Origin of the sequence: Tolypothrix sp. VBCCA 56010, assembly GCF_050875635.1 — a bacterium.
Classification (GTDB): domain Bacteria; phylum Cyanobacteriota; class Cyanobacteriia; order Cyanobacteriales; family Nostocaceae; genus Hassallia.
This window is the reverse complement of the sequence record NZ_JBPAOH010000050.1, coordinates 13,340-32,093: the sequence shown is the minus strand read 5'-3', so window position 1 is coordinate 32,093 and position 18,754 is coordinate 13,340. Positions and strand designations below refer to the sequence as shown.

The 18,754-nt window shown below is 42.6% G+C and carries 24 protein-coding genes; 14 read left to right on the top strand and 10 right to left on the bottom strand.

Annotation, left to right across the window (positions count from 1 at the left end; all coding sequences use genetic code 11):
* Positions 1-278: 278 nt before the first annotated feature.
* The 4 genes from AABK37_RS18325 to AABK37_RS18310 all read left to right on the top strand — a co-directional run bounded on the left by AABK37_RS18325 (position 279) and on the right by AABK37_RS18310 (position 2,118).
* Complete coding sequence (locus tag AABK37_RS18325) at positions 279-1,112, top strand: DUF4058 family protein (RefSeq protein ID WP_432552974.1); 834 nt, start codon at positions 279-281, stop codon at positions 1,110-1,112.
* 82 nt (positions 1,113-1,194) lie between these two features.
* Positions 1,195-1,554, top strand: coding sequence for a hypothetical protein (locus AABK37_RS18320; protein WP_432552973.1), 360 nt, complete (start codon positions 1,195-1,197; stop codon positions 1,552-1,554).
* Positions 1,554-1,895, top strand: a complete 342-nt coding sequence (locus AABK37_RS18315) for an HNH endonuclease (protein ID WP_432552972.1) — start codon at positions 1,554-1,556, stop codon at positions 1,893-1,895. Before AABK37_RS18320 ends, AABK37_RS18315 begins: the two co-directional genes overlap by 1 nt.
* Positions 1,786-2,118 (top strand): hypothetical protein, encoded by a 333-nt coding sequence (locus AABK37_RS18310; RefSeq protein ID WP_432552994.1) that lies wholly within the window; start codon positions 1,786-1,788, stop codon positions 2,116-2,118. Before AABK37_RS18315 ends, AABK37_RS18310 begins: the two co-directional genes overlap by 110 nt.
* 2 nt (positions 2,119-2,120) lie before the next feature.
* Here AABK37_RS18310 and AABK37_RS18305 read toward each other — a convergent pair whose 3' ends face one another.
* Together AABK37_RS18305 and AABK37_RS18300 are read right to left on the bottom strand one after the other, a co-directional pair.
* Positions 2,121-3,209 (bottom strand): S66 peptidase family protein, encoded by a 1,089-nt coding sequence (locus AABK37_RS18305; protein WP_432552971.1) that lies wholly within the window; start codon positions 3,207-3,209, stop codon positions 2,121-2,123.
* Between the two features lie 48 nt (positions 3,210-3,257).
* Positions 3,258-4,322 (bottom strand): glycosyltransferase family 4 protein, encoded by a 1,065-nt coding sequence (locus AABK37_RS18300; RefSeq protein WP_432552970.1) that lies wholly within the window; start codon positions 4,320-4,322, stop codon positions 3,258-3,260.
* 193 nt (positions 4,323-4,515) lie between these two features.
* On the opposite strand from AABK37_RS18300, the gene AABK37_RS18295 reads away from it, so the two are divergent.
* Positions 4,516-4,893: a VOC family protein gene (locus tag AABK37_RS18295; protein WP_432552969.1), complete on the top strand. Its 378-nt coding sequence runs from the start codon at positions 4,516-4,518 to the stop codon at positions 4,891-4,893.
* Between the two features lie 15 nt (positions 4,894-4,908).
* Here AABK37_RS18295 and AABK37_RS18290 read toward each other — a convergent pair whose 3' ends face one another.
* Both AABK37_RS18290 and AABK37_RS18285 read right to left on the bottom strand, forming a co-directional pair.
* Positions 4,909-6,042: a peptidoglycan-binding protein gene (locus tag AABK37_RS18290; protein WP_432552968.1), complete on the bottom strand. Its 1,134-nt coding sequence runs from the start codon at positions 6,040-6,042 to the stop codon at positions 4,909-4,911.
* Between the two features lie 210 nt (positions 6,043-6,252).
* Positions 6,253-7,335 (bottom strand): DMT family transporter, encoded by a 1,083-nt coding sequence (locus AABK37_RS18285; RefSeq protein WP_432552967.1) that lies wholly within the window; start codon positions 7,333-7,335, stop codon positions 6,253-6,255.
* Positions 7,336-7,997: 662 nt separating this feature from the next.
* Here AABK37_RS18285 and AABK37_RS18280 point away from each other — a divergent pair.
* Complete coding sequence (locus AABK37_RS18280) at positions 7,998-8,300, top strand: hypothetical protein (protein ID WP_432552966.1); 303 nt, start codon at positions 7,998-8,000, stop codon at positions 8,298-8,300.
* Positions 8,301-8,388: 88 nt separating this feature from the next.
* Here the strand turns inward: AABK37_RS18280 and AABK37_RS18275 are convergent, their stop codons facing one another.
* The gene (locus AABK37_RS18275; protein ID WP_432552965.1) at positions 8,389-8,805 is read right to left on the bottom strand and encodes an aspartyl protease family protein; all 417 of its coding nucleotides are present in this window, start codon (positions 8,803-8,805) and stop codon (positions 8,389-8,391) included.
* A 503-nt stretch (positions 8,806-9,308) separates the two neighbouring features.
* Entirely contained in the window at positions 9,309-10,955 is a 1,647-nt protein-coding gene (locus AABK37_RS18270; protein ID WP_432552964.1) for a Ppx/GppA phosphatase family protein, read from the bottom strand.
* A gap of 375 nt (positions 10,956-11,330) precedes the next feature.
* Here AABK37_RS18270 and AABK37_RS18265 point away from each other — a divergent pair, with 375 nt between their 5' ends.
* From AABK37_RS18265 to AABK37_RS18240, 6 genes are all read left to right on the top strand, one after another.
* A complete protein-coding gene (locus tag AABK37_RS18265; RefSeq protein WP_432552963.1) occupies positions 11,331-12,212 on the top strand; it encodes a 4-hydroxybenzoate solanesyltransferase in 882 nt (293 codons plus the stop codon).
* A 210-nt stretch (positions 12,213-12,422) separates the two neighbouring features.
* Complete coding sequence (locus AABK37_RS18260) at positions 12,423-12,686, top strand: DUF3303 domain-containing protein (RefSeq protein WP_432552962.1); 264 nt, start codon at positions 12,423-12,425, stop codon at positions 12,684-12,686.
* Positions 12,687-12,846: 160 nt separating this feature from the next.
* The gene (locus AABK37_RS18255; RefSeq protein WP_432552961.1) at positions 12,847-13,257 is read left to right on the top strand and encodes a nuclear transport factor 2 family protein; all 411 of its coding nucleotides are present in this window, start codon (positions 12,847-12,849) and stop codon (positions 13,255-13,257) included.
* Positions 13,258-13,338: 81 nt separating this feature from the next.
* Positions 13,339-13,563 carry a DUF433 domain-containing protein gene (locus tag AABK37_RS18250; protein WP_432552960.1) on the top strand — a complete coding sequence of 75 codons (225 nt, stop codon included), beginning with the start codon at positions 13,339-13,341 and terminating at the stop codon, positions 13,561-13,563.
* 61 nt (positions 13,564-13,624) lie between these two features.
* Entirely contained in the window at positions 13,625-13,870 is a 246-nt protein-coding gene (locus AABK37_RS18245; RefSeq protein WP_432552959.1) for a hypothetical protein, read from the top strand.
* A 90-nt stretch (positions 13,871-13,960) separates the two neighbouring features.
* Positions 13,961-14,287, top strand: a complete 327-nt coding sequence (locus AABK37_RS18240; protein WP_432552958.1) for a YnfA family protein — start codon at positions 13,961-13,963, stop codon at positions 14,285-14,287.
* On the opposite strand, the gene AABK37_RS18235 is transcribed toward AABK37_RS18240, so the two are convergent.
* Positions 14,264-14,404, bottom strand: coding sequence for a hypothetical protein (locus tag AABK37_RS18235; protein WP_432552957.1), 141 nt, complete (start codon positions 14,402-14,404; stop codon positions 14,264-14,266). The two genes, AABK37_RS18240 and AABK37_RS18235, sit on opposite strands and share 24 nt — an antisense overlap.
* Positions 14,405-14,413: 9 nt before the next feature.
* On the opposite strand from AABK37_RS18235, the gene AABK37_RS18230 reads away from it, so the two are divergent.
* Positions 14,414-14,902, top strand: a complete 489-nt coding sequence (locus AABK37_RS18230; RefSeq protein WP_432552956.1) for a TIGR00725 family protein — start codon at positions 14,414-14,416, stop codon at positions 14,900-14,902.
* A gap of 156 nt (positions 14,903-15,058) precedes the next feature.
* Here the strand turns inward: AABK37_RS18230 and AABK37_RS18225 are convergent, their stop codons facing one another.
* Both AABK37_RS18225 and AABK37_RS18220 read right to left on the bottom strand, forming a co-directional pair.
* Positions 15,059-15,451, bottom strand: coding sequence for a hypothetical protein (locus AABK37_RS18225; RefSeq protein WP_432552955.1), 393 nt, complete (start codon positions 15,449-15,451; stop codon positions 15,059-15,061).
* Between the two features lie 744 nt (positions 15,452-16,195).
* A complete protein-coding gene (locus AABK37_RS18220; RefSeq protein WP_432552993.1) occupies positions 16,196-16,876 on the bottom strand; it encodes a Uma2 family endonuclease in 681 nt (226 codons plus the stop codon).
* 259 nt (positions 16,877-17,135) lie between these two features.
* Between AABK37_RS18220 and AABK37_RS18215 the strand changes: the two genes are divergently transcribed.
* Entirely contained in the window at positions 17,136-17,411 is a 276-nt protein-coding gene (locus tag AABK37_RS18215; protein WP_432552954.1) for a hypothetical protein, read from the top strand.
* A 285-nt stretch (positions 17,412-17,696) separates the two neighbouring features.
* Here AABK37_RS18215 and AABK37_RS18210 read toward each other — a convergent pair whose 3' ends face one another.
* A complete protein-coding gene (locus AABK37_RS18210) occupies positions 17,697-18,749 on the bottom strand; it encodes a class I SAM-dependent methyltransferase (RefSeq protein ID WP_432552953.1) in 1,053 nt (350 codons plus the stop codon).
* Positions 18,750-18,754 lie beyond the last annotated feature (5 nt).

Below are 18,754 nucleotides of genomic sequence, written 5' to 3'. Positions count from 1 at the left end.
CATCCCCCCCTCTCCCCATCTCCCTTGTCTCCCTCATCTCCCCCATCTCCCCCTCAGTGTAGTTGCACAAACTGGTTTGGATATAATTAGTTAGTACCCTAGTAGTCTGGCAAGTCAACTTTGACGGGTAAATCAATTTTTCAATCTCTCTTCTTTTCCTCTTACTTCGTGTACTTCGCGTCTTTGCGGTTCGTTCTTTTACCCCTCAAACTTAGTCTGCCAGACTACTAGCACCCCTATGTATTCTCGGTAGGGTGTAATTTTTTTGAGGTGCTGTAATGGCTTCATTCTCCGAGTTCGATAGTCCCCTATCTCCGGAAACCGTTAATACGAGGGCTGTTTCACCATTTCCAGGAATGAACCCATATTTAGAAAATCCACTATTTTGGTCAGAAATTCATAATCTTCTCATAGCAGCAATTTTCCGGAAACTGAATCCTCAATTGCGCCCAAAGTACAAAGTTGCGATTGAAAAGCGAGTATATCAAACAACAGATGAAGATTTGCTTTTGGTAGGTGTTGCAGATGTAGCACAGAATATAAAAATGCCGTTACCAGAATTAGCGAGTGTTGCTGTTGCATCTCCAGTGGTGGAAGCTGTGACAGTCGATGTTACGATGCCGGAAACAGTTAAAGAGACTTACTTAGAAGTGCGAGATGTAGCGACGCAAGAAGTCGTAACTGTAATTGAAATCCTTTCTCCTAAAAATAAACGTTCCGGAGAAGGACGAAATGCCTATGTAAAAAAACGGTTACAGGTGTTAGGAAGTTATACGAATTTAGTTGAAGTTGATTTGCTGCGAGATAGTAAGCCACAGCAACTACAAAATAATATTCAAACTGACTATAGGATTTTGGTTAGCCGTGCATCCAAGCGTCCCAAAGCAGATTTATACGCCTTTAATTTGCCAAATCCGATACCTTCTTTTCCCTTACCTTTACGTGAAGGCGATACAGAACCATTACTTGAAATACAAACATTAATTAGTGAATTATACAACGAAGGTAACTATGATTTGGTAATTGACTACGCTCATGAACCTGTACCTGCCATGTCAGTAAACAGTGCAGCTTGGGTCGATGAGCTTTTGAAACAGAAAGGATTAAGGTAAGTCCTAATACAATACCATCAAATATTTCATCCTATTAGCTACAGTTATACAATTGAGAAACAAGCGACTTTGAAATCAGAACATGACAAAAGTAGCAATATTACCTATATTTGATGCTAGCGGTGAAAGGTCTTATCGTGCGATCGCAAAAGACAAGGAATCTATTGGCAAAACTCCGGGTCAAGCCTTAGATGCTTTAACTGCTCAATTAGGTGAAACTGAATTTAGTGCTTTACTTTTGCTTCAAAGCTTTCATCCTGACGAGTTCTTCAGTGTCGAGCAGCAAAAACGTTTATCTGAGCTAATGGATTTATGGCGGAAAGCACGCGATGAAGGACAGTCACTCTCGCAAAAACTGCAAACTGAGTTAGATGGTCTTGTCGAAGCTGAACTGAATGCTGCTACAGCCCGAACAGCATCTTTAATGGAATCAGCAAGTTAATGAACCGTTACTACACGTTGGTTGCAGACTGTGCTAATCATCGCTGTGAATATTGTCATGCACCCGAACTTGTGTTTAACTTTCCATTTGAAGTCGAGCATATCATACCAATTAGTAGGCAAGGCGCAGATTCTGAATTTAATTTAGCTCTTGCTTGTCGCTCGTGTAATCTACTTAAGCTCATCCCACCCCGCGCGTGGAGTGGGATTTCGCGGGCATGGGGAATGGGGCATGGGGCATGGGGAAAAATACCAATGCCCAATGCCCAATGCCCAAAATCGGCGGACGACGGTTCATCCCACCCCGCGCGTGGAGTGGGCTTTCCCGCCGATTTTCTGTAAAGGAAATCGTGTTAGTGAAATAGATCCTGACTCGAATATCGAAGTTCGTTTTTTCCATCCAAGACAAGACCAATGGGATAATCATTTCCAAGTAGATACTACATCTGCGATGATTGTGGGTACAACTGAAAAAGGAAGAATAACTGTTGATTGTTTAGAGATGAACAGTCAGCCACAGATGATGGCGCGACAACTATGGATTCGTTTGAACTTGTTTCCGTAATCTTAATCTGTTACCGATGCTTTTACACTTAAAATACCTTCATCTGCATCCAAAGTTGCCATAACCCCGACTGGTAAAGCAGCGTTCGGTGCTTCGTGACCGAATGGTAAATTAGAGACAACCGGAATATTTAAATCGCTCAAGCGATCGCGCAAAACTTCCTCTACACTCAAGCTAGGAACATCAGCCGGTGCTTCACATTTCGTAAAGCTACCCAATGCAATTCCACTAACTTTTGATAAAGCTCCACTCATCCGCCATTGTGTCAGCATTCTATCAATGCGGTAAGGTGCTTCTGTCACATCTTCAAACGCCAAAATCACATTATTCAAATTCGGTTGAAATGGCGTATTTAATAGATGAGTTGCTACCGTCAAATTAGCCGGTAATAAAATTCCACTTTTCACACCCCCACCCCATCCAGAACCTTTTAAAGAATCAATAGAACGACCTTCCACCCAATCGAACAACCGCTGAATTGACCAATCTGGCTCTGATGATAAAGTTGTCAGCACAGGTGCATGAACGCCGGAAATTCCCGCTTTCTCCAAGCTCCACAATAGCGCAGTGATGTCAGAAAAGCCGATTAGCCACTTGGGAGGAGTGGGGGATGGGGGGAGGGGGGGAGTGGGGGGAGATGAGGGAGATGGGGGAGATGAGGGAGATGGGGGAGACAAGGGAGATAAAGAAAAATTGCTTCCTTGTCCTCCCTGTCCCCCTTGTCCCCCTGTCCCCCTGTCCCCCTGTCCCCCTGTCTCCATCTCCCCTACTCCCCAATTCCAATTTTCCAAAATGCGGGTGCTACCGAAACCACCTCTAGCGCAAAGGATACCGCGACATTCTGGATCTTGCCATGCTGCTGCTAATTGCTGGCGGCGGGTTTCGTCTTTACCTGCTAAATAGCCCCATTTATCATCTATCTGGGGAGATATTTCTACTTTGTAACCACGCGATCGCCAAATTTCCACCCCGCGTTCAAAGGTCGCAAATTCTCGCAAAGCACCGCTAGGCGCAATTACTCGCAGTAAATCACCAGGTTTGAGAAAAGGCGGAACAATTTTAGATTTAGAATTTTCGATTTGAGATTGCATTAATAATTATCTAGTTGTCAACAACAAAGAGCAATTACCTATTACCTATTACCTATTACCTAAAATCGTCTTGAACCATTTTTCAAAGCGCGAACCTAAAGCTTCTAAAGAAAATTCAGCTTCTGCGTCAGCGCGACAAGCTTGACGGTCAATTTCACCGATACGCTGTGTAGCATTTACTAACTCAGAAATGCTATCCGGTTCTACCAAAAAGCCAGTTTTGCCATCTTGGATAATTTCCGCTGGTCCACCGCGACGGTAGGATATTACAGGCACTCCACAAGCTAAACTTTCAATTACGACATTGCCGAAAGCTTCTTCCCAATGGGGTGTCATTAATAATGCCTTACACTCACGTAATACCTGCTGCATTTCATTCGTTGATAAAAATCCCAGATATTCAAAGATATCATTTGGGTAATTTTCACGAATCTGCTGCCAGTATAATTCATCTTGAATTTTACCCATAATTTTTAAGGGAATTTGGGTAATTTGCGCGACTGCGACTGCATCTTCTAAACCTTTTTCCGGGGAAATGCGACCTAACCAGGCTAACTGTTGTTTGGGGCGTAAGCAAAACTGATAAAGCCCTAAATCAATACCACTACTCAAGTAATGTAAGGGTGGGGTTAACTGAGAAAAAGTGATAGCTTGAGAGGCAGTATAAAAGCCAATAGTGCCAGGAAACTGCTTTGCCACTTGTACAATCATTTGGTCAAGGGCATCGGAGAGTGAACCCATGCTGACAAAGTGAGCAATAGGACGATTGAAAAAAGGTGTCAGGTAAAATGGCAACCAATCGTAAGCAAAATTTACAATCAAGTCATAATCAGTTTGAACCTGACGAGCATAATCCCACATATTTGCCAAAACAGGATTTTCTGGCATGATAATCGGGTCTGTGCGTTCTTGGCTTTGGGCAATAATCTGTAAATTACCAGGAATTTGCACTAAAGGTAGATTATCCCATGTCGAACCTGCGGGAGCGACAATTTGCACTTCATGACCCCGCTGAATCATTTGTTGAGATATATTATACAGGGTTAATTCCACACCACCGCCCAGTCCAGTGCCAAGGGGTCCAACGGAAGTGGAAACGAAAAGTAATTTCATGGGTTTGGTAGAAGCATTTAACCTAATTAATAATTATTAATTCATAATTCACGCATTAAAGAGGGTTTGTACCCGATGCGGTTTATTTTTGCAAAGTATTTTTCATAAATAGGAGCGAGGATTGTTATATATAATTTCATTACACAACTTTGATGAAAATCCTTCAGCATAGCTGCTTTTATAGTGAAGATTTATGTTTGACCATCTATCCCTCGGAGTCAGTAATTTACAGCGCAGCATCAATTTTTATAACGTTGTACTTGCACCATTAGGCATTAAATGCTTATTTAACTTGCCTTATGTTGCAGCTTATGGTATAGATCGCCCGATGTTTTGGATTGGTAATCGAGGTGAATTAACCGAGATTTGCCCCTCGTCAGGTTTTCATTTGGCATTTGTGGCAAGCGATCGCGCAGAAGTAGACGCTTTCTATGCAGCAGCAATGGAAATTGGAGGTAAAGACGATGGCAAACCTGGATTGCGTCCGCAATACCACCCCAATTATTATGCAGCATTTGTGATTGATCCTGATGGTTATCGCATCGAAGCCGTATGTCACAATCCGCAGTAGAATAAATTTTGAGCGTTACTCTTGCGAATCCTCCTCTTCACTCTCTTCACCAGATGACAAAGTGCGGATACGATTCATTTGTGAAAGAGCATAACGCGCTGTTGCTTGCACCTCAGCATTCGAGTCTTCCGTTGCCAAACACAACATCTGACTAATTTGAGCCATCATATCATAAACGCGAGTCAAGTCACGGATGGCATTTTGCCGCACTTCTGGACTTTCATCTTGCAGTGAAATTGCTAAAGCACGATTCATCGGTTTAAGTGTGCGCGTACCAATTTCTGCCAAAGCTGCTAAAATTAAACTGCGTTGTTGAGAATCAGCGTCAATCATCACCTCCATCAGTGGCTGAATTGCGCGGGAATCTCCCTGCTGTCCCAAATCCCAGATAGCTTTGCGTCGTTTCGTCAAGTCTGGACTGCGTAAGTCTTTCATCAATTCCTCAACGATGTTAACTTTCGCCAAACGGGAAGTTTTTTCTAGTGGTAGTACTTCTGTAGCAGGTGGTGCAGTTGCTTCTTCTGCATTGGTTATATCTGCTGTGCTGTCCAACGGTAACAAACCAGGAACCGGCTTTGTCTGAGATGGTGTCAAAACTTCAAAATGAAAGTTTTCCGATTGAACTTGTTTGACTTTTCTCGATTTCTTAAGCAAATAAAGCACTGCACCAAGACTGCCTAAAATTCCCACACCAACCAGCGACCACCATAATAAATCTTTTTGCGGAGATGCCTTGGTACTTGCTTTCTCATTTTTTGGGGTAGGAGTGGTAGCAGCAAGGGATAATGATTGCTTTTGCTTAACTGCTGTCAGCAGACTTTGTTTAGTTGTCGCACCAGCAATACCATCTGTTATCAAGTTTTTTGCTTTCTGAAATTTAGAGACGGCAAGTTCAGTGCTTTCGCCATAATCTCCATTTACCACACCGTTGTAATATCCTAACTCTTTCAGTTGTTTTTGCAGTGCCTCGACTTCTGCGCCTGTACTGCCAAGTGCGAGAATAGAAGAATTGGCTGTCTGTGTGGAATTGGTTTGAGACAGTTTAAATTCCGGTGCTTGGTTAGGTGGAACTGTGCTTGCGGGATTGGTGTCAAATGCCAAGCAAGTCAAACAGGTAATTACCAGGATGGAGGAATGGCGTAGCCTCATATCGAACATTCGCAGCCAGAAGATACATTGGAAGTTATGGATATAACAATAACTTGGGCTTGGCTTAATGTTAACTTTTATCTTGACAAAAATATCTTGAAGAAGCTTTAAAGGTGATGAAAATTATGATAAGTCAGGAATTCGCCTATTTTCCCCGGTTAGTGGTCAGCATTCAGATAACAGTATAATTGCTGCTACAGTCTTCCTTAATTAGGGCATAATTTCTGGTTCAGATTCTCTCAATGGTAGAGTTACGAGGTTGAGCTTTTTCGCAGATGCTTCCGGAAGCGATCGCTCATCTTGTGTATTGTTTTGTTCTGTCACTGCAACCTTCTGATTTGTTTGCGCTAAGGTGTCACGTTGGTTGATCAGATAGATGCTGACTAAAGTCAAAAAGACTCCTACCCACTGTACGGGGCTGAGGACTTCGTTGAGCAACAAGTTGCCAAATAGCAGGGCAAATACGGGTGTGAGGAAGGTGAGAGAACTGAGACTGGTGAGACTGCCGCTAGAAGCAAAATAGAAAAATAATCCGTAGGCGATCGCACTCCCAAAGACTGTGGCATATAACAGCGCCATCCAATCAGATACTACAAGATTTTGCAAGGAGTGCGATTCGCTAAAAAATGAAATTCCCCACAAAGGCAATCCACCTATAATCATGTGCCATCCTGTAGCGCTTACCGGATCGGCATATCGACATACATACCTAATCAACACCGTTCCCACTGCCATTGACAGCGCAGCCAACAACATCAACCACTCGCCGCTTTCTAAGAAGGAGAGGGGGAGGGGGAGAGTGGGAGAGGGGGGGAATGAATGATTTGAGAAAAGACTCAAAATTAATTCGTCGGGTAAACCAATTAAACTAATACCTGTGACTCCTAATGCTAGTCCCAGCCATCCCCACAAACCAATATGTTCTTGAAATAGCCACAACGACATTAAAGCAACTGCCAACGGTTGAGAGTCAATCATTACAGACCCCAACCCCGCACCAGTTCTGACTAATCCCTCTGCCAAAAAGCCTTGAAATAACGTCCCATCCACCAACGCAAATAAGGCAATCCACAACCATGCTGCCCAACTTTTAGGCTGAGGTCTACCCATGAATGCAGTTGCGATTAAGATTAGCACCCCAGCAGGCACTAGACGCACTCCTGCCATAAATAGCGGCGTGGTATGGGGAATTACTTGTTTCATTGCTACCATTGCCGTACCCCACAAGAAAAAGGGCGCGATTAACAGTAGCGGGGCAAAGGGAAGTTTGGATGCACGCTCGTTCATTTGCATGGAATAGAAAAATGCCTTTGTTTCACTAACGCAGAAATTACTTTACCTAATTTTACCTAATTATGTCGTTTTGTGAAGTAAAGAATACTCATTTATAGGCGAATTTACTTTTGTCGGTGAATAAAAATGAGTAATAAACCCGCTTCATTTTTCCTAGACAAAAACGGACAACCTTGGCATTTTGAGGCGGTTGATCTGTTTGGTTCCAATCGCATGTCGTCAAGAACCGCCTCAAAATGCTCCGAGATCATCGTTTTTAGTGAGGTATTGAGCTTTATGTTGTCCGTTTTTGTCCGGGTTCATCCCAACCCCATCAAAAGCAAATGCCCTCAGGGGTTGTTGCTAATGGTGGGGAGGTTTTAATCATTGCCTGAAAGCTTAAGCAAAAACGGGAATGAGTAAGTAGCGATAATTCATGAATTATCGCACTCGTAAAGGAACTACGCCGGTTTAAAGCGTAAGTCCGAAAAAAATAGCTGAATCTTCCCTAGTTTTTCTCGATCGATCGCTACTGTAAAAACATCAGGCAATGAGCCTACAGGAAAATTACCAAAAACAAATACTTTTCTCGTGATCAAATTGGAATAAATCTGATTTTTTTACAGAAAAAATTGTCTTTAGGCGTTTCAATTAATTTTTTGAAGAAAATCAGGAGTAATTTTATGAAAGATAACCAAATTTGTTTTAAATCAGAAAACACAGAAGCTACTAGTTTTCTAACTTCCTCATCTTATAATAAGTTTTTACATGATTTATGGCAAAGATTGGTAGATACGCTATTAACCAATTCTCAGGAATTACAAGTTTGGCAAAAAGTTGACCGTTACGGTAATATTTATTGGAAAGCTTACGATCCTGTAACCGGAAAATCTTTCATGTCAGGTTCTGAAGGTGATATACGTATGTGGATTGAACAGCTTTATCAGTCTTCAAAATATGGCAAGTCTGATTTTGGTAATTGGTAACGTGGTAATTGGTAATTGGGCATTGGTAATAATTCTTTTCCTTTTCCCTTTTCCCTTTCCCCATTACCCATTACCCATTCCCGATTCGCTACTTAATTTGCATTACTGCATAGTCAGGATTTGCCGGGTTTGGAATTAATCGCTGGTTCTTACAATCCACTAAGAAGTCTAACTTTTCTAATACAACCTGACCAATAAGAACTTCATCACCAGTTACCAGGGCATCTTCAATAGTTTCACGTCCTGCACACTCAATTATCACAGGTTCGGTGACTCCCACACTTTCCTGGCGTCCGTCAGCATATTGCGCTACCCGTTGTCCGCGAATTCGCAAGCCTAGCTGCTGTACTATTGCTGCGGGAATTACTAAAGTGACTGCACCTGTGTCTACTAAAGCTTCAGTTTCATGTTCGCGCAGAAGATGAGGTGCAAGTAATCCCCGATTTACTAGCGCCTCATCTATTGCGTTTGTTAGCTTTACTTTAATGTGAACTGCTCCCATCATTTGCATATTTTAACTTATAGCGATCGCCTATCACACCAAAAAGTAAATAAATCAGCGAATATCTATCTTTAATAAGTTTGCAGTCAGGAATGAGCGTCCTCTCTTATATTCCTGACTGCAAAGATGTTTGATTATCGGTAATTCAACGGTTATGATATGACTTTTTAAGGCTTCTTAGGCACATTTGATGCTTGGATTGTACAGGGTTTAATATTGCACTGTTGCTCGTAATACCATTTCTCTATGAAGATGCGCCTAATTTAGCCCACGCAGGTGGGCTTCGTTCGTTTAGCCCCAGGCTTGCAGCCTCAGGGCGTTATGTGCAGCCTCACATAGAATTGGTATAAAGCTTTTGAAGAACTGTAGGGTGCGTTACTGCGAATGGCGCACCCTACGTTTCTCAGATAATCATGGTATGGAGTCATTACCGAGGAGGGAGAAAGGGGAAAGGGAAAGCCTCTTTTTCACAGGGTGCGCCATTCGCGGTAACGCACCCTACGTTTCTAGCTAACTGTAACAGCACTTTCCAAAGTAGTTACTAATTTCAACTGAAATTCTGCTTCAAACACCTCTTTTTTCAAATCTACACTCCAGAGTTCTAAAGCGCAGTCGTCATCAGGATGAGATGGAAAGATATGCAGTTGTAATTCCTGAGAATCTGGATTGTATTCACACTGCACTCGTGCGATCGCGCCAATTTGTCTTCTATCAAGGGCAACTGCTAATCTAACAAAAGCACTCAATTTGCTGACAATTTGCCTGTCTTCTTTGTGCAGTAGATTGGCGTAATTTTCATGCTTTTTCTTCGGTGCTGATTTGCGATGATAACGCGCTAAATTAGCAATGATTTCTATTTCTGTTTCTGTATAACCGAGTAACTCACCATTGCGAATTAGATAGTAAGAGTGCTTGTGGTGAGCATTATGGCTAACATAATGACCGCAATTGTGTAATATCGTCGCTGCCCATAATAATTGTCTTTCTTCTGCACCCCAGTTGTGTAATTTACCTTGAGTTTGGTTAAATAACGAGAGGGCAAATTTGGCAACGCGATCGCTATGTTCTAAATTGACGTTGTACTTTTTCGCTTGTTTGAGGACACTCCGTTCCCTTACCGAACCTTGGTAGCGCAGTTTATCTTCAATTAAACCGTGGGTCAACATCCAGTCTACAATCACACCTTCCCGCAGCGATCGCTCGCACACTGTCAGCGAATCAACGCCCAAAATGGTCATTGCTTCCTGTAATATTACGGCTCCCGCAAGTATCACTTCTGACCGTCTATCTGGCATTCCCGGAATCTCTGCCCGTTCTGAGTAATTCAGTTTCCGCAAGCGATTGACCAACTCGCGCAAATCTTTTAAACTAAACTCGTAGCGGTTGAGTGTTGCCGGGACAGAACCGGACTTTTCCCGTGCGTGAATCAGCGCTAAAGTTTCAATTGTGCCGGCAGTTCCTACCAAACGGGGAGTTTCTCCCGTCTGTATGTTCGCTTGCACTTCTTCTACAGAACGTTCCAATGTACCGCGTGCGTAAGCTTGCAAGTACTGAAACTCGGCATTGCTGATGGGGTCGGTGGTAATTAATTCGCTCGTTAGTCGCACTGCACCGACTTTAGTACTGGTGAGAACTCGCGCTTCATGACTATCGCCTAAAATTATTTCTGTGGAACCGCCGCCAATATCAATGATAATGTGAGGCTGGTCGTTAAATTCCATCCCCGACAGTACACCCAAGTAGATTTGCCGCGCTTCTTCTTGACCAGAAATCAAGTCAACGCTTAAACTCAACTCATCTTCTACTCTTTGCAAAAAATCTTTACCATTGGGTGCTTCGCGCACAGCGCTAGTTGCTACCGCAATAGTTGTTTCCGCATTGAGAGTTTTCGCAACTTCTTGAAAGCGTCCCAAGGCAGCGATCGCTTTTTCCATTATCTCTGGTTTTAGTTCTCCAGTTTTAGTATCGCGATCGCCCAGTCTAACAGTTTCTTTTTCTCTGGCAATAATGCTAAAAGATGGTAATGTTGGTTCAATCCGCACAATTACCATATGCAGAGAATTTGTCCCTAAGTCAATCGCAGCAATAATCCGGTGTTGCTCAACTGTTTGAGTTGGAGTACTCTCCCAGCTAGCTGAAATTGAATCCAGCATCTATTTTTCTCTCACTTAAGGATGGTAAAAGGGATTGGGGATTAGGTACTAGGGACTAGGGACGCTTGGATAAGGAAAGAATCGATCTGTTTGCACCCAGTTATCAGTTCCCAGTACCTAGTGGTCTGTTTCATAAATTATGAAGGGTATTAGTTAGTAGTAAGGACTTTAGTCCTTGATTTGAGCGCTCTCTGCGCTCACCCTTCGGGTTCGCCAGTCGCTCATGGGGGAGACCCCCAAGACCGCGCTGGCTCACTACGAACCTCACCTACTAATCCCTAGTTCCCAAGTTGTAATTTTACAAATAGCAAATAAAGCTATTCTATAGATGTAAAGATGTATTAACTCATCTACCTCTAGTTATTTTTGCTCTTTATGCTGAGGACACCAGAAAGCAACACCGAACCGATGTGGCTTGTGATTATCCGACTACTGCGATGGCACAAACCAGAAGGACGGTTAATCTTGATGATTCCTGCTCTTTGGGCTGTGTTTTTGGCAGCTTCAGGGAAACCACCTTTACCGCTAGTTGGTGTCATTGCTTTAGGAACGATCGCCACAAGTGCAGCTGGATGTATTGTGAATGATTTGTGGGATCGAGACATCGATCCGCAGGTGGAAAGAACTCGTTCGCGTCCTCTTGCTTCTCGTGCCTTATCTGTAAAAGTGGGTATTGTTGTCGCAATTGTGGCGATGTTTTGTGCAGCAGTTCTTGCCTTTTATCTTAACCCGCTTTCTTTTTGGTTGTGTGTGGCAGCAGTACCAGTAATCTTGCTTTATCCTGGTGCGAAAAGAGTGTTTCCTGTACCGCAGTTAGTGCTTTCCATCGCTTGGGGTTTTGGTGTATTAATTAGTTGGAGTGCGGTGACGCAAAACCTCTCGCAACCGACTTGGTTACTTTGGGGTGCGACTGTGATGTGGACATTGGGATTTGATACTGTTTACGCGATGAGCGATCGCGAAGATGATCGGCGTATTAATGTTAATTCTAGCGCTTTGTTTTTTGGCGATCGCGCACCTCTAGCAATTGGAATTTTCTTTGCTGCAACCATCTTTTTTCTTACTTGGCTAGGTATCTTAATGCATCTAAAGTATGCATTTTGGATTACCCTGGCAATTGCTGCTGTTGGCTGGGTTTGGCAATATCTTCAATTAATTAAGAAAGACCTTCCCAACCCTGTTTACGCGCAAATGTTTAAACAAAATGTTTGGATTGGTTTTATCGTCCTTGCAGGAATGATTGCCGGGTCTTTTTAGTCTGTCAACAAGAAGGGTGTGGGATTGCATGGTTAGGGTGTAGGGGAAAAGACAGCATTGGTCGAGGCGTATGATTCCCCGACCAATGCAATCGTCCTGAAGGACGGGGCGTATGTTTCCCACTGGTTGTTGGGGCTATCTCTCTCCCCACACCCTACACCCCGCCCCAACGGGGCTTGGTCACAAGAGTGAGGCAAGAGAATGCTATTCATGGTAATTGAGCGATTTAATAATCGCGATCCAAAAGAGATATATCGTCGATTTCGAGAAAAAGGGCGTATGATGCCTGAGGGGTTAAATTATGTAGATAGTTGGGTTGAAGCCAACTTTGACCGCTGCTTTCAACTTATGGAGTGCAACGACCCACGCTTATTTCAGGAGTGGATATTACAGTGGCACGATCTTGGTGAATTCGAGATAGTTCCCGTTGTTTCATCAAAACAGACGGCAGAGGTAGTTAATAAAATGCTTTAAACCTCAAGCCGAAAATGCAAACATTTGTCTTATTCTTAGTTTTTCTCGCACACAAACGCTCTGCATGAGAGCATCTATTCATAGAGGCTGTGCCTCCAGATATTTTTGTGTCGAGGCAGCAGCCCACATAAATGCATTTTGTAGTAACACGTCTAGTATTATGAGAACCGATAAGCTTAGAATTAATCAGCTTTCACAACAGACCTACGAGTGGTATCTCGCTTACTTGCACGCTATTGACAGCAAGAACCTTGAACTGTACAGTACTTTCCTAGCAGATGATTGTGTTATGCAATCTAACAACAATGCTCCTGTTCAGGGTAAGGCTGCTATTGTAGAGTTTCTCTCTGATTACTGGACTAGTTTTGCTAGCTTGGAACACGACTTGCTAAATATTTACGGCAGCGATTCGTCTTTTGTTCTCGAAGCTTTGAATCATTATAAACGAAATGACGGGCAAGCTGTAACAATTAGAGCCGTAGCTTTTAGCGATCGCAACAAAAACGGTTTAGCAGCTTCTGTCAGATTCTACACAGATACAACACCCTTGTTTGCACCCATCGCAGCTTAACACTTCCTCAAGATTAAGCAGGAATTGAGAGGACTCTGGGTTAGGATCAAAGAAATATTAATGTCAGTAGGCTAGATTGTTATGGCATCCACATCGCGTGTTGTTCATAGCGACCCTGATATCCTGGGGGGAACTCCTGTTTTTGTTGGGACTCGCGTACCAATGAAAACATTGCTTGATTATCTTGAAGCAGGTAACTCACTTGACGAGTTTTTAGACCATTTTCCCAGTGTCAGCCGCGAGCAGGCGATCGCAACTCTCGAATTAGCAAAACAAATGTTGATTGCTTATGCGAATCCTGCTTGACGAATGCGTTCCAAGACCTCTAAAGTGTGAAAATGATTACGAGATACGGACAGTTGTAGAGATGGGATGGTCGGGTAAAAACAACGGTGAGTTACTGCAACTCATGTCTCAAGAGGGTTTTGCAATTTTGCTGACCACCGATCAAAATCTACAATATCAGCAAAACTTACAGCAAGCAGCAGTTGCAGTCGTTGTTCTCGTAGCACCCAGCAACCGCCTTCCCGATTTAGTTCCACTGATACCAGAAGTACGCAACGTACTGGGTGCGATCGCTCCGGGTAAAGTCATTGAAGTTGGAAGCTCTTAAAAAGTGGACGTGTTACAAGACTGTTCGATAAAACCTATAGTAAATGCCTTTGTTAGGTAGAGTTTTGTACTTCAGAGGTCATTTATAATAATGCAAACATTTGTCTTATTCTTAGTTGCTGCACTAGGCGAAATCTCCGGTTGTTACGCTTTTTGGGCGACTTTCAGACTGGGAAAAAGTATACTTTTAATTATTCCCGGTATCTTAGCTTTAATTATCTTCGCTTTTACCCTAACTAAAATAGATGCCTCAAACGCTGGTAGAGTATATGCTGCTTATGGTGGTATTTACATTCTCTCATCTTTGATTTGGTTATGGTTAGTTGAAGGTGTAAAACCAGATAAGTATGATTTACTTGGCGTGACAATTTCCTTAATCGGAACAGTTGTAATTTTATTCAGTCCGCATCGCTGGTAAAAAACGATGTTGGTGGATAGTTGTTGGTGTATAGTTGTTGGTGGATAGTTGTTGGTGGATAGTTGTTGGTGGATAGTTGTTGGTGGTTGGTTGTTGAGTTGATGCGATCGCTTTCATTTTTTATCTATGCGAAAAATCATTATTGGTGTGATGGGACCCGGTGAAAAGGCAACAGCAAAGGATTTGCAAAATGCTTATGAACTTGGTAAACTAATAGCCCAACAACAATGGATTTTGCTGACTGGTGGTAGAAATGTCGGCGTGATGGATGCAGCGAGTAAGGGTGCAAAGTCTACCAATGGTTTAGTTGTAGGGATTCTTCCCGATGATAGTAAAAGAGGCATTTCTTTATCTGTTGATATTGCCATTTTTACTGATATGGGAAATGCTCGCAATAATATTAATGTACTTTCCAGCGATTTGCTGATTGCTTGTGGTATGGGTGCAGGAACAGCGTCAGAAATTGCTTTGGCTTTAAAAGCAAACAAGCAAGTGATTTTGTTGAGTGACGATGTAGAAAGTAAAGTTTTCTTTCAAAAAATCTCGCCGAACAATATTTATGTTGTGGAGAAGGTGGAAGAGGCGATCGCTACCGCTCAAACTATTTTAAAATGATTTCCACGCATCTGTTGCGCTTATAATTTGCATTTGCGTTAAATTTCACTTCCTTTGCCTCAAACTTCCCCCCCCTCTCCCTTGTCCCCCCCTCTCCCCTCTCCCTTGTCCCCCCCCTCTCCCTTGTCCCCCCCTCTCCCCTCCCCCCCTCTCCCCCTACGCGGGTTGAGTGTGGCTGGATGCTTTCTGTGCAGCAGTTTTCAAGCGGGTTGCTCTACTTTTGCGGATACGTTCACTTTTACGAACACCACCTGCCATCTCATATTCCTGACTGTCTTTGCCGTACTTAAAAGCAATCCCAATCAGCATCTTCTCACAGAGATTGCCCAAGGTTTGTTCTAACTGTTCAATCTGTGTTTTGGAAGAGTCAATAGCGGTTATAGCAGTGTTATGAGCATCTATCTTAGTGCGTAACTCCTCAATTAGTTGTGTTAGGTTTTTCAAGTTGCAAGCATCCCCAAGATCCAGATTGAGATCGATAGCTTTCAGTGCAGCGGATCTTAACTCAGCATTTTCTAGAACGCGAGATGTACGTTTTCTCAGAGACATAAATTTACTTCCAAGGTAAGGTTGATAAAGTTACTATGTCTTACTGCAACTACATTCTGGTTCAGCAAAATCCACAAAAAGTTGTATTTTAAGTTACATAATTATTAGTAAATTTTCGTAATTGATTTGAAGCGTCTAACTTGATCGCACAAGAAGCTGTATTAACCACAGAAGAAGCTGTATTAAGCACAGCTTCATCATCTATAACTACAGAATAAGCTGCGTTAACTACAGCTTCTGTGTTTACTTATAGTATCAAAAGTAAGTATAATTAATCCTAATAGCGCATTAACTACAGCTTTAAGTTTAATTATAGTATTACGATCTGAATTAAACACAGATGAAACTGTGTTAGCTACGGCTTGAACTTTACTTAAAATGGAAACGACTCCCACCGCAAGGCACGGTTTGCTATTTTGCCGGGGATAGATTATCCCCTCCCTCCTGTTGATGTAATACTAGGAACTTTGGTGTGGATGGTAACTTGTGCTAACTAGATAATTTCTCAACAAAACTTTATCGCATGGTAAGGCAAATCTCATCGCACGCTTTGAAAAGTCAAGCGATCGCACTCTATTCGCGCTTTAACTTTTAGGGCGATCGCAGTAAGCATTACTTGTTTTATTTCTGCTAACCATAAGTTAATTCGCATTTTAGCTTAACAAACTGGGGAGTTTGAGTGTTTGACTCCATCAGAATTTGTAAGCAAGTACCTGAATTCCTGACTGTGGATGGTAACTGGTGCTAACTAGATAATTTATCAACAAAAGTTTGATGTTCTGGTGTAGATAATCCCTGCTGCAAAACAACTAATACTTTCGCTAAGTCTTTTGATAATAACGCTGATTTTGCTAACCACAACCCCGGAAAAAATTGAGAGCAAACTATATCATATGGATTTTGTTCAAGTTGAATATACTCGCCTTCATTTAACCTAAACCAATCAAATTCACGGTCATAAACTCGCCAAACTAAATATTCTTGAACTTGATTGCGACGATAAACTTTGAGTTTTTCATGCAAATCATAAGAAGCAGTAGAAGCAGCGATTTCTACAATTAATTCTGGCGCACCTTCTAAGTAATCATCCTCATTAATTCGGGATTGTCCGCCTTGTTCTATTCTTAATAAAGCATCTGGTTGCGGTTCGTTATCCGCATCTAATAAAACTGTGGTATTATCAGCCAACCCCACGCCTGGTGTAGCTGCTGTGTATACTCCCAACCAAGTCATAATGCAAGCATGGGGTTCTCCATGACTTTTGATTCTCAATGGGGATGCCACGTAAACAACTCCTTCAATCAATTCTGCTTTTTTCAGATTAGGCATAGCATCGTAGCGTCGCTCAAATTCAGCACGAGTGAGCTTATCGCCATTTTCCAAAGGCGGAATTGTCAACAGTTCAGAAGTTGTGTCAGCAATCATAATTTTCAATTTGGATGGCGAAATACTGACATTGTAATACAAGTTAATTTGTAGGGTGCGCCATTCGTAGTAACGCACCCAGATTGATATCATCTATTGGGCGTGCGCTCTTTCAAAGAGCGCATAACGCACCCTACTCTACTATTTTTACAATCCAAAATAGAATTAGAATAATCTTGAACGTTGAATTCTCAATTTAACACCGTACAAGCCATGTTTGCATTAGTCTCACCTGATAAAATTCAGTAACGATCCTCCTTTGGATTTAGTTCTGGAAATTGATGTTACCAGCTATTCTGATGTGAATGATTACCTCCCATTACAAGTACCAGAAGTTTGGCTGTACCGCAAACAACAACTGTATATTTATCAGTTGCAGAATACAGAATACATCGCTCAAACTCAAAGCCAATATTTTTCAGATATCAACCTCCAGGATATAGTTGCGAGGTGTTTTGAAGTTGCCTATGAGCGGAATACCAGTGCTGCAATTCGTGAACTCAAACAACGCTTACAGCATTTTTCCAGTGATTGAACACTTTTCACAGAAGCAGTATTATCACGCTCAACTATCGCATGACTGTGGGGCAAATCTCATATAAGGGACAAAAGACAACAAAGCGATCGCGCTGCGTGTTATACTAAGTAAATAGCCGTGCGATCGCCTTCTTAATAAAAGCATCCCAATTTTTTCAAAACACAAATAGCTCTAATTCTGACTTTGCTACCTTGTGCGTATACCTTAGCGCTACGCCATATTGGCAGAGGGCACAGAACCGGACATATGGCTCCACTTTGCGTTTAAAAATAAACTCAAACATTAAGGACGCGCTTCTAATATCAGGTTGAATGGAGTCTGTGTAGCGCGGCGAAATCGACTAAAACCGGCTTGCGACATAACGTGATTCAGCCTTGAGAAGCCAGCTTGCGCTCCCAATCCTAACCCGACCTCTTGTGACAAAGAATTAGGCGTACAAATCGCAGTTGAACCTGCATAAAATAGCCGACCTACAGGATTAAGGTTATCCTCCACATTATTACCAGCAAAAGGCTCTACCAGCAGCATAGTTCCATCGGCAGCTAATACTTCCCTAGTGTGTTTGGCTGCACCCACCGGATCTCCTAAGTCGTGGAGACAATCCATAAAGCAAACTAAATCGTAGTCAGAACCAGGGAAATCCTTCGCAGCAGCAACCTCGAATCTAACTCGGTCTGCAACGCCGACTTCAGATGCTCGTTGACGTGCAACTTCAATAGACTTGTCATGGAAATCGAAACCCCAAAAGCTGGAATTAGGATACATCTGAGCCATGATGATGGTCGATGCACCATGACCGCAACCCACATCGGCTACTTTTGCCCCTGCTCTTAATTTTTCCTCAACACCCTCTAATGCAGGAATCCATTCAGTTGTTAGGTGAGCGCGATAGCCGGTTTTAAAGAATGCTTCAACTCCACAAAACAACCGAGGATGATGCTCATGCCAACCGATACCCTTGCCAGAGCGGAAAGCATTTAAAATCAGATCCTCATCTAACCACATCGAAGCAACAGTTTCCAAGCCAGGAGCCATAAACACCGGACTGGCTTCGTTAGCTAGCACCATCGCATGTTCTTCGGGTAACTCGTAGGTGCGCTCAATCGGATCGTAGGTAACGTAACCACCAGCTGCTTGGTTGTTCAGCCACTCCAACACATACCGCTGATGGATTCCCGTCTTTAAAGCTAGCTCGGCAGGTGTCAGCGGACCAGCACCAGCCATTAGTTTATATAAACCAAGCTTGTGACCAATATTTGTCATCACACCTGACATACTTGCCCCCATGTCAGTGACGAATTGTCCTAAGAATGCTTGCAGTTTTTTTTCATCCATAAAAT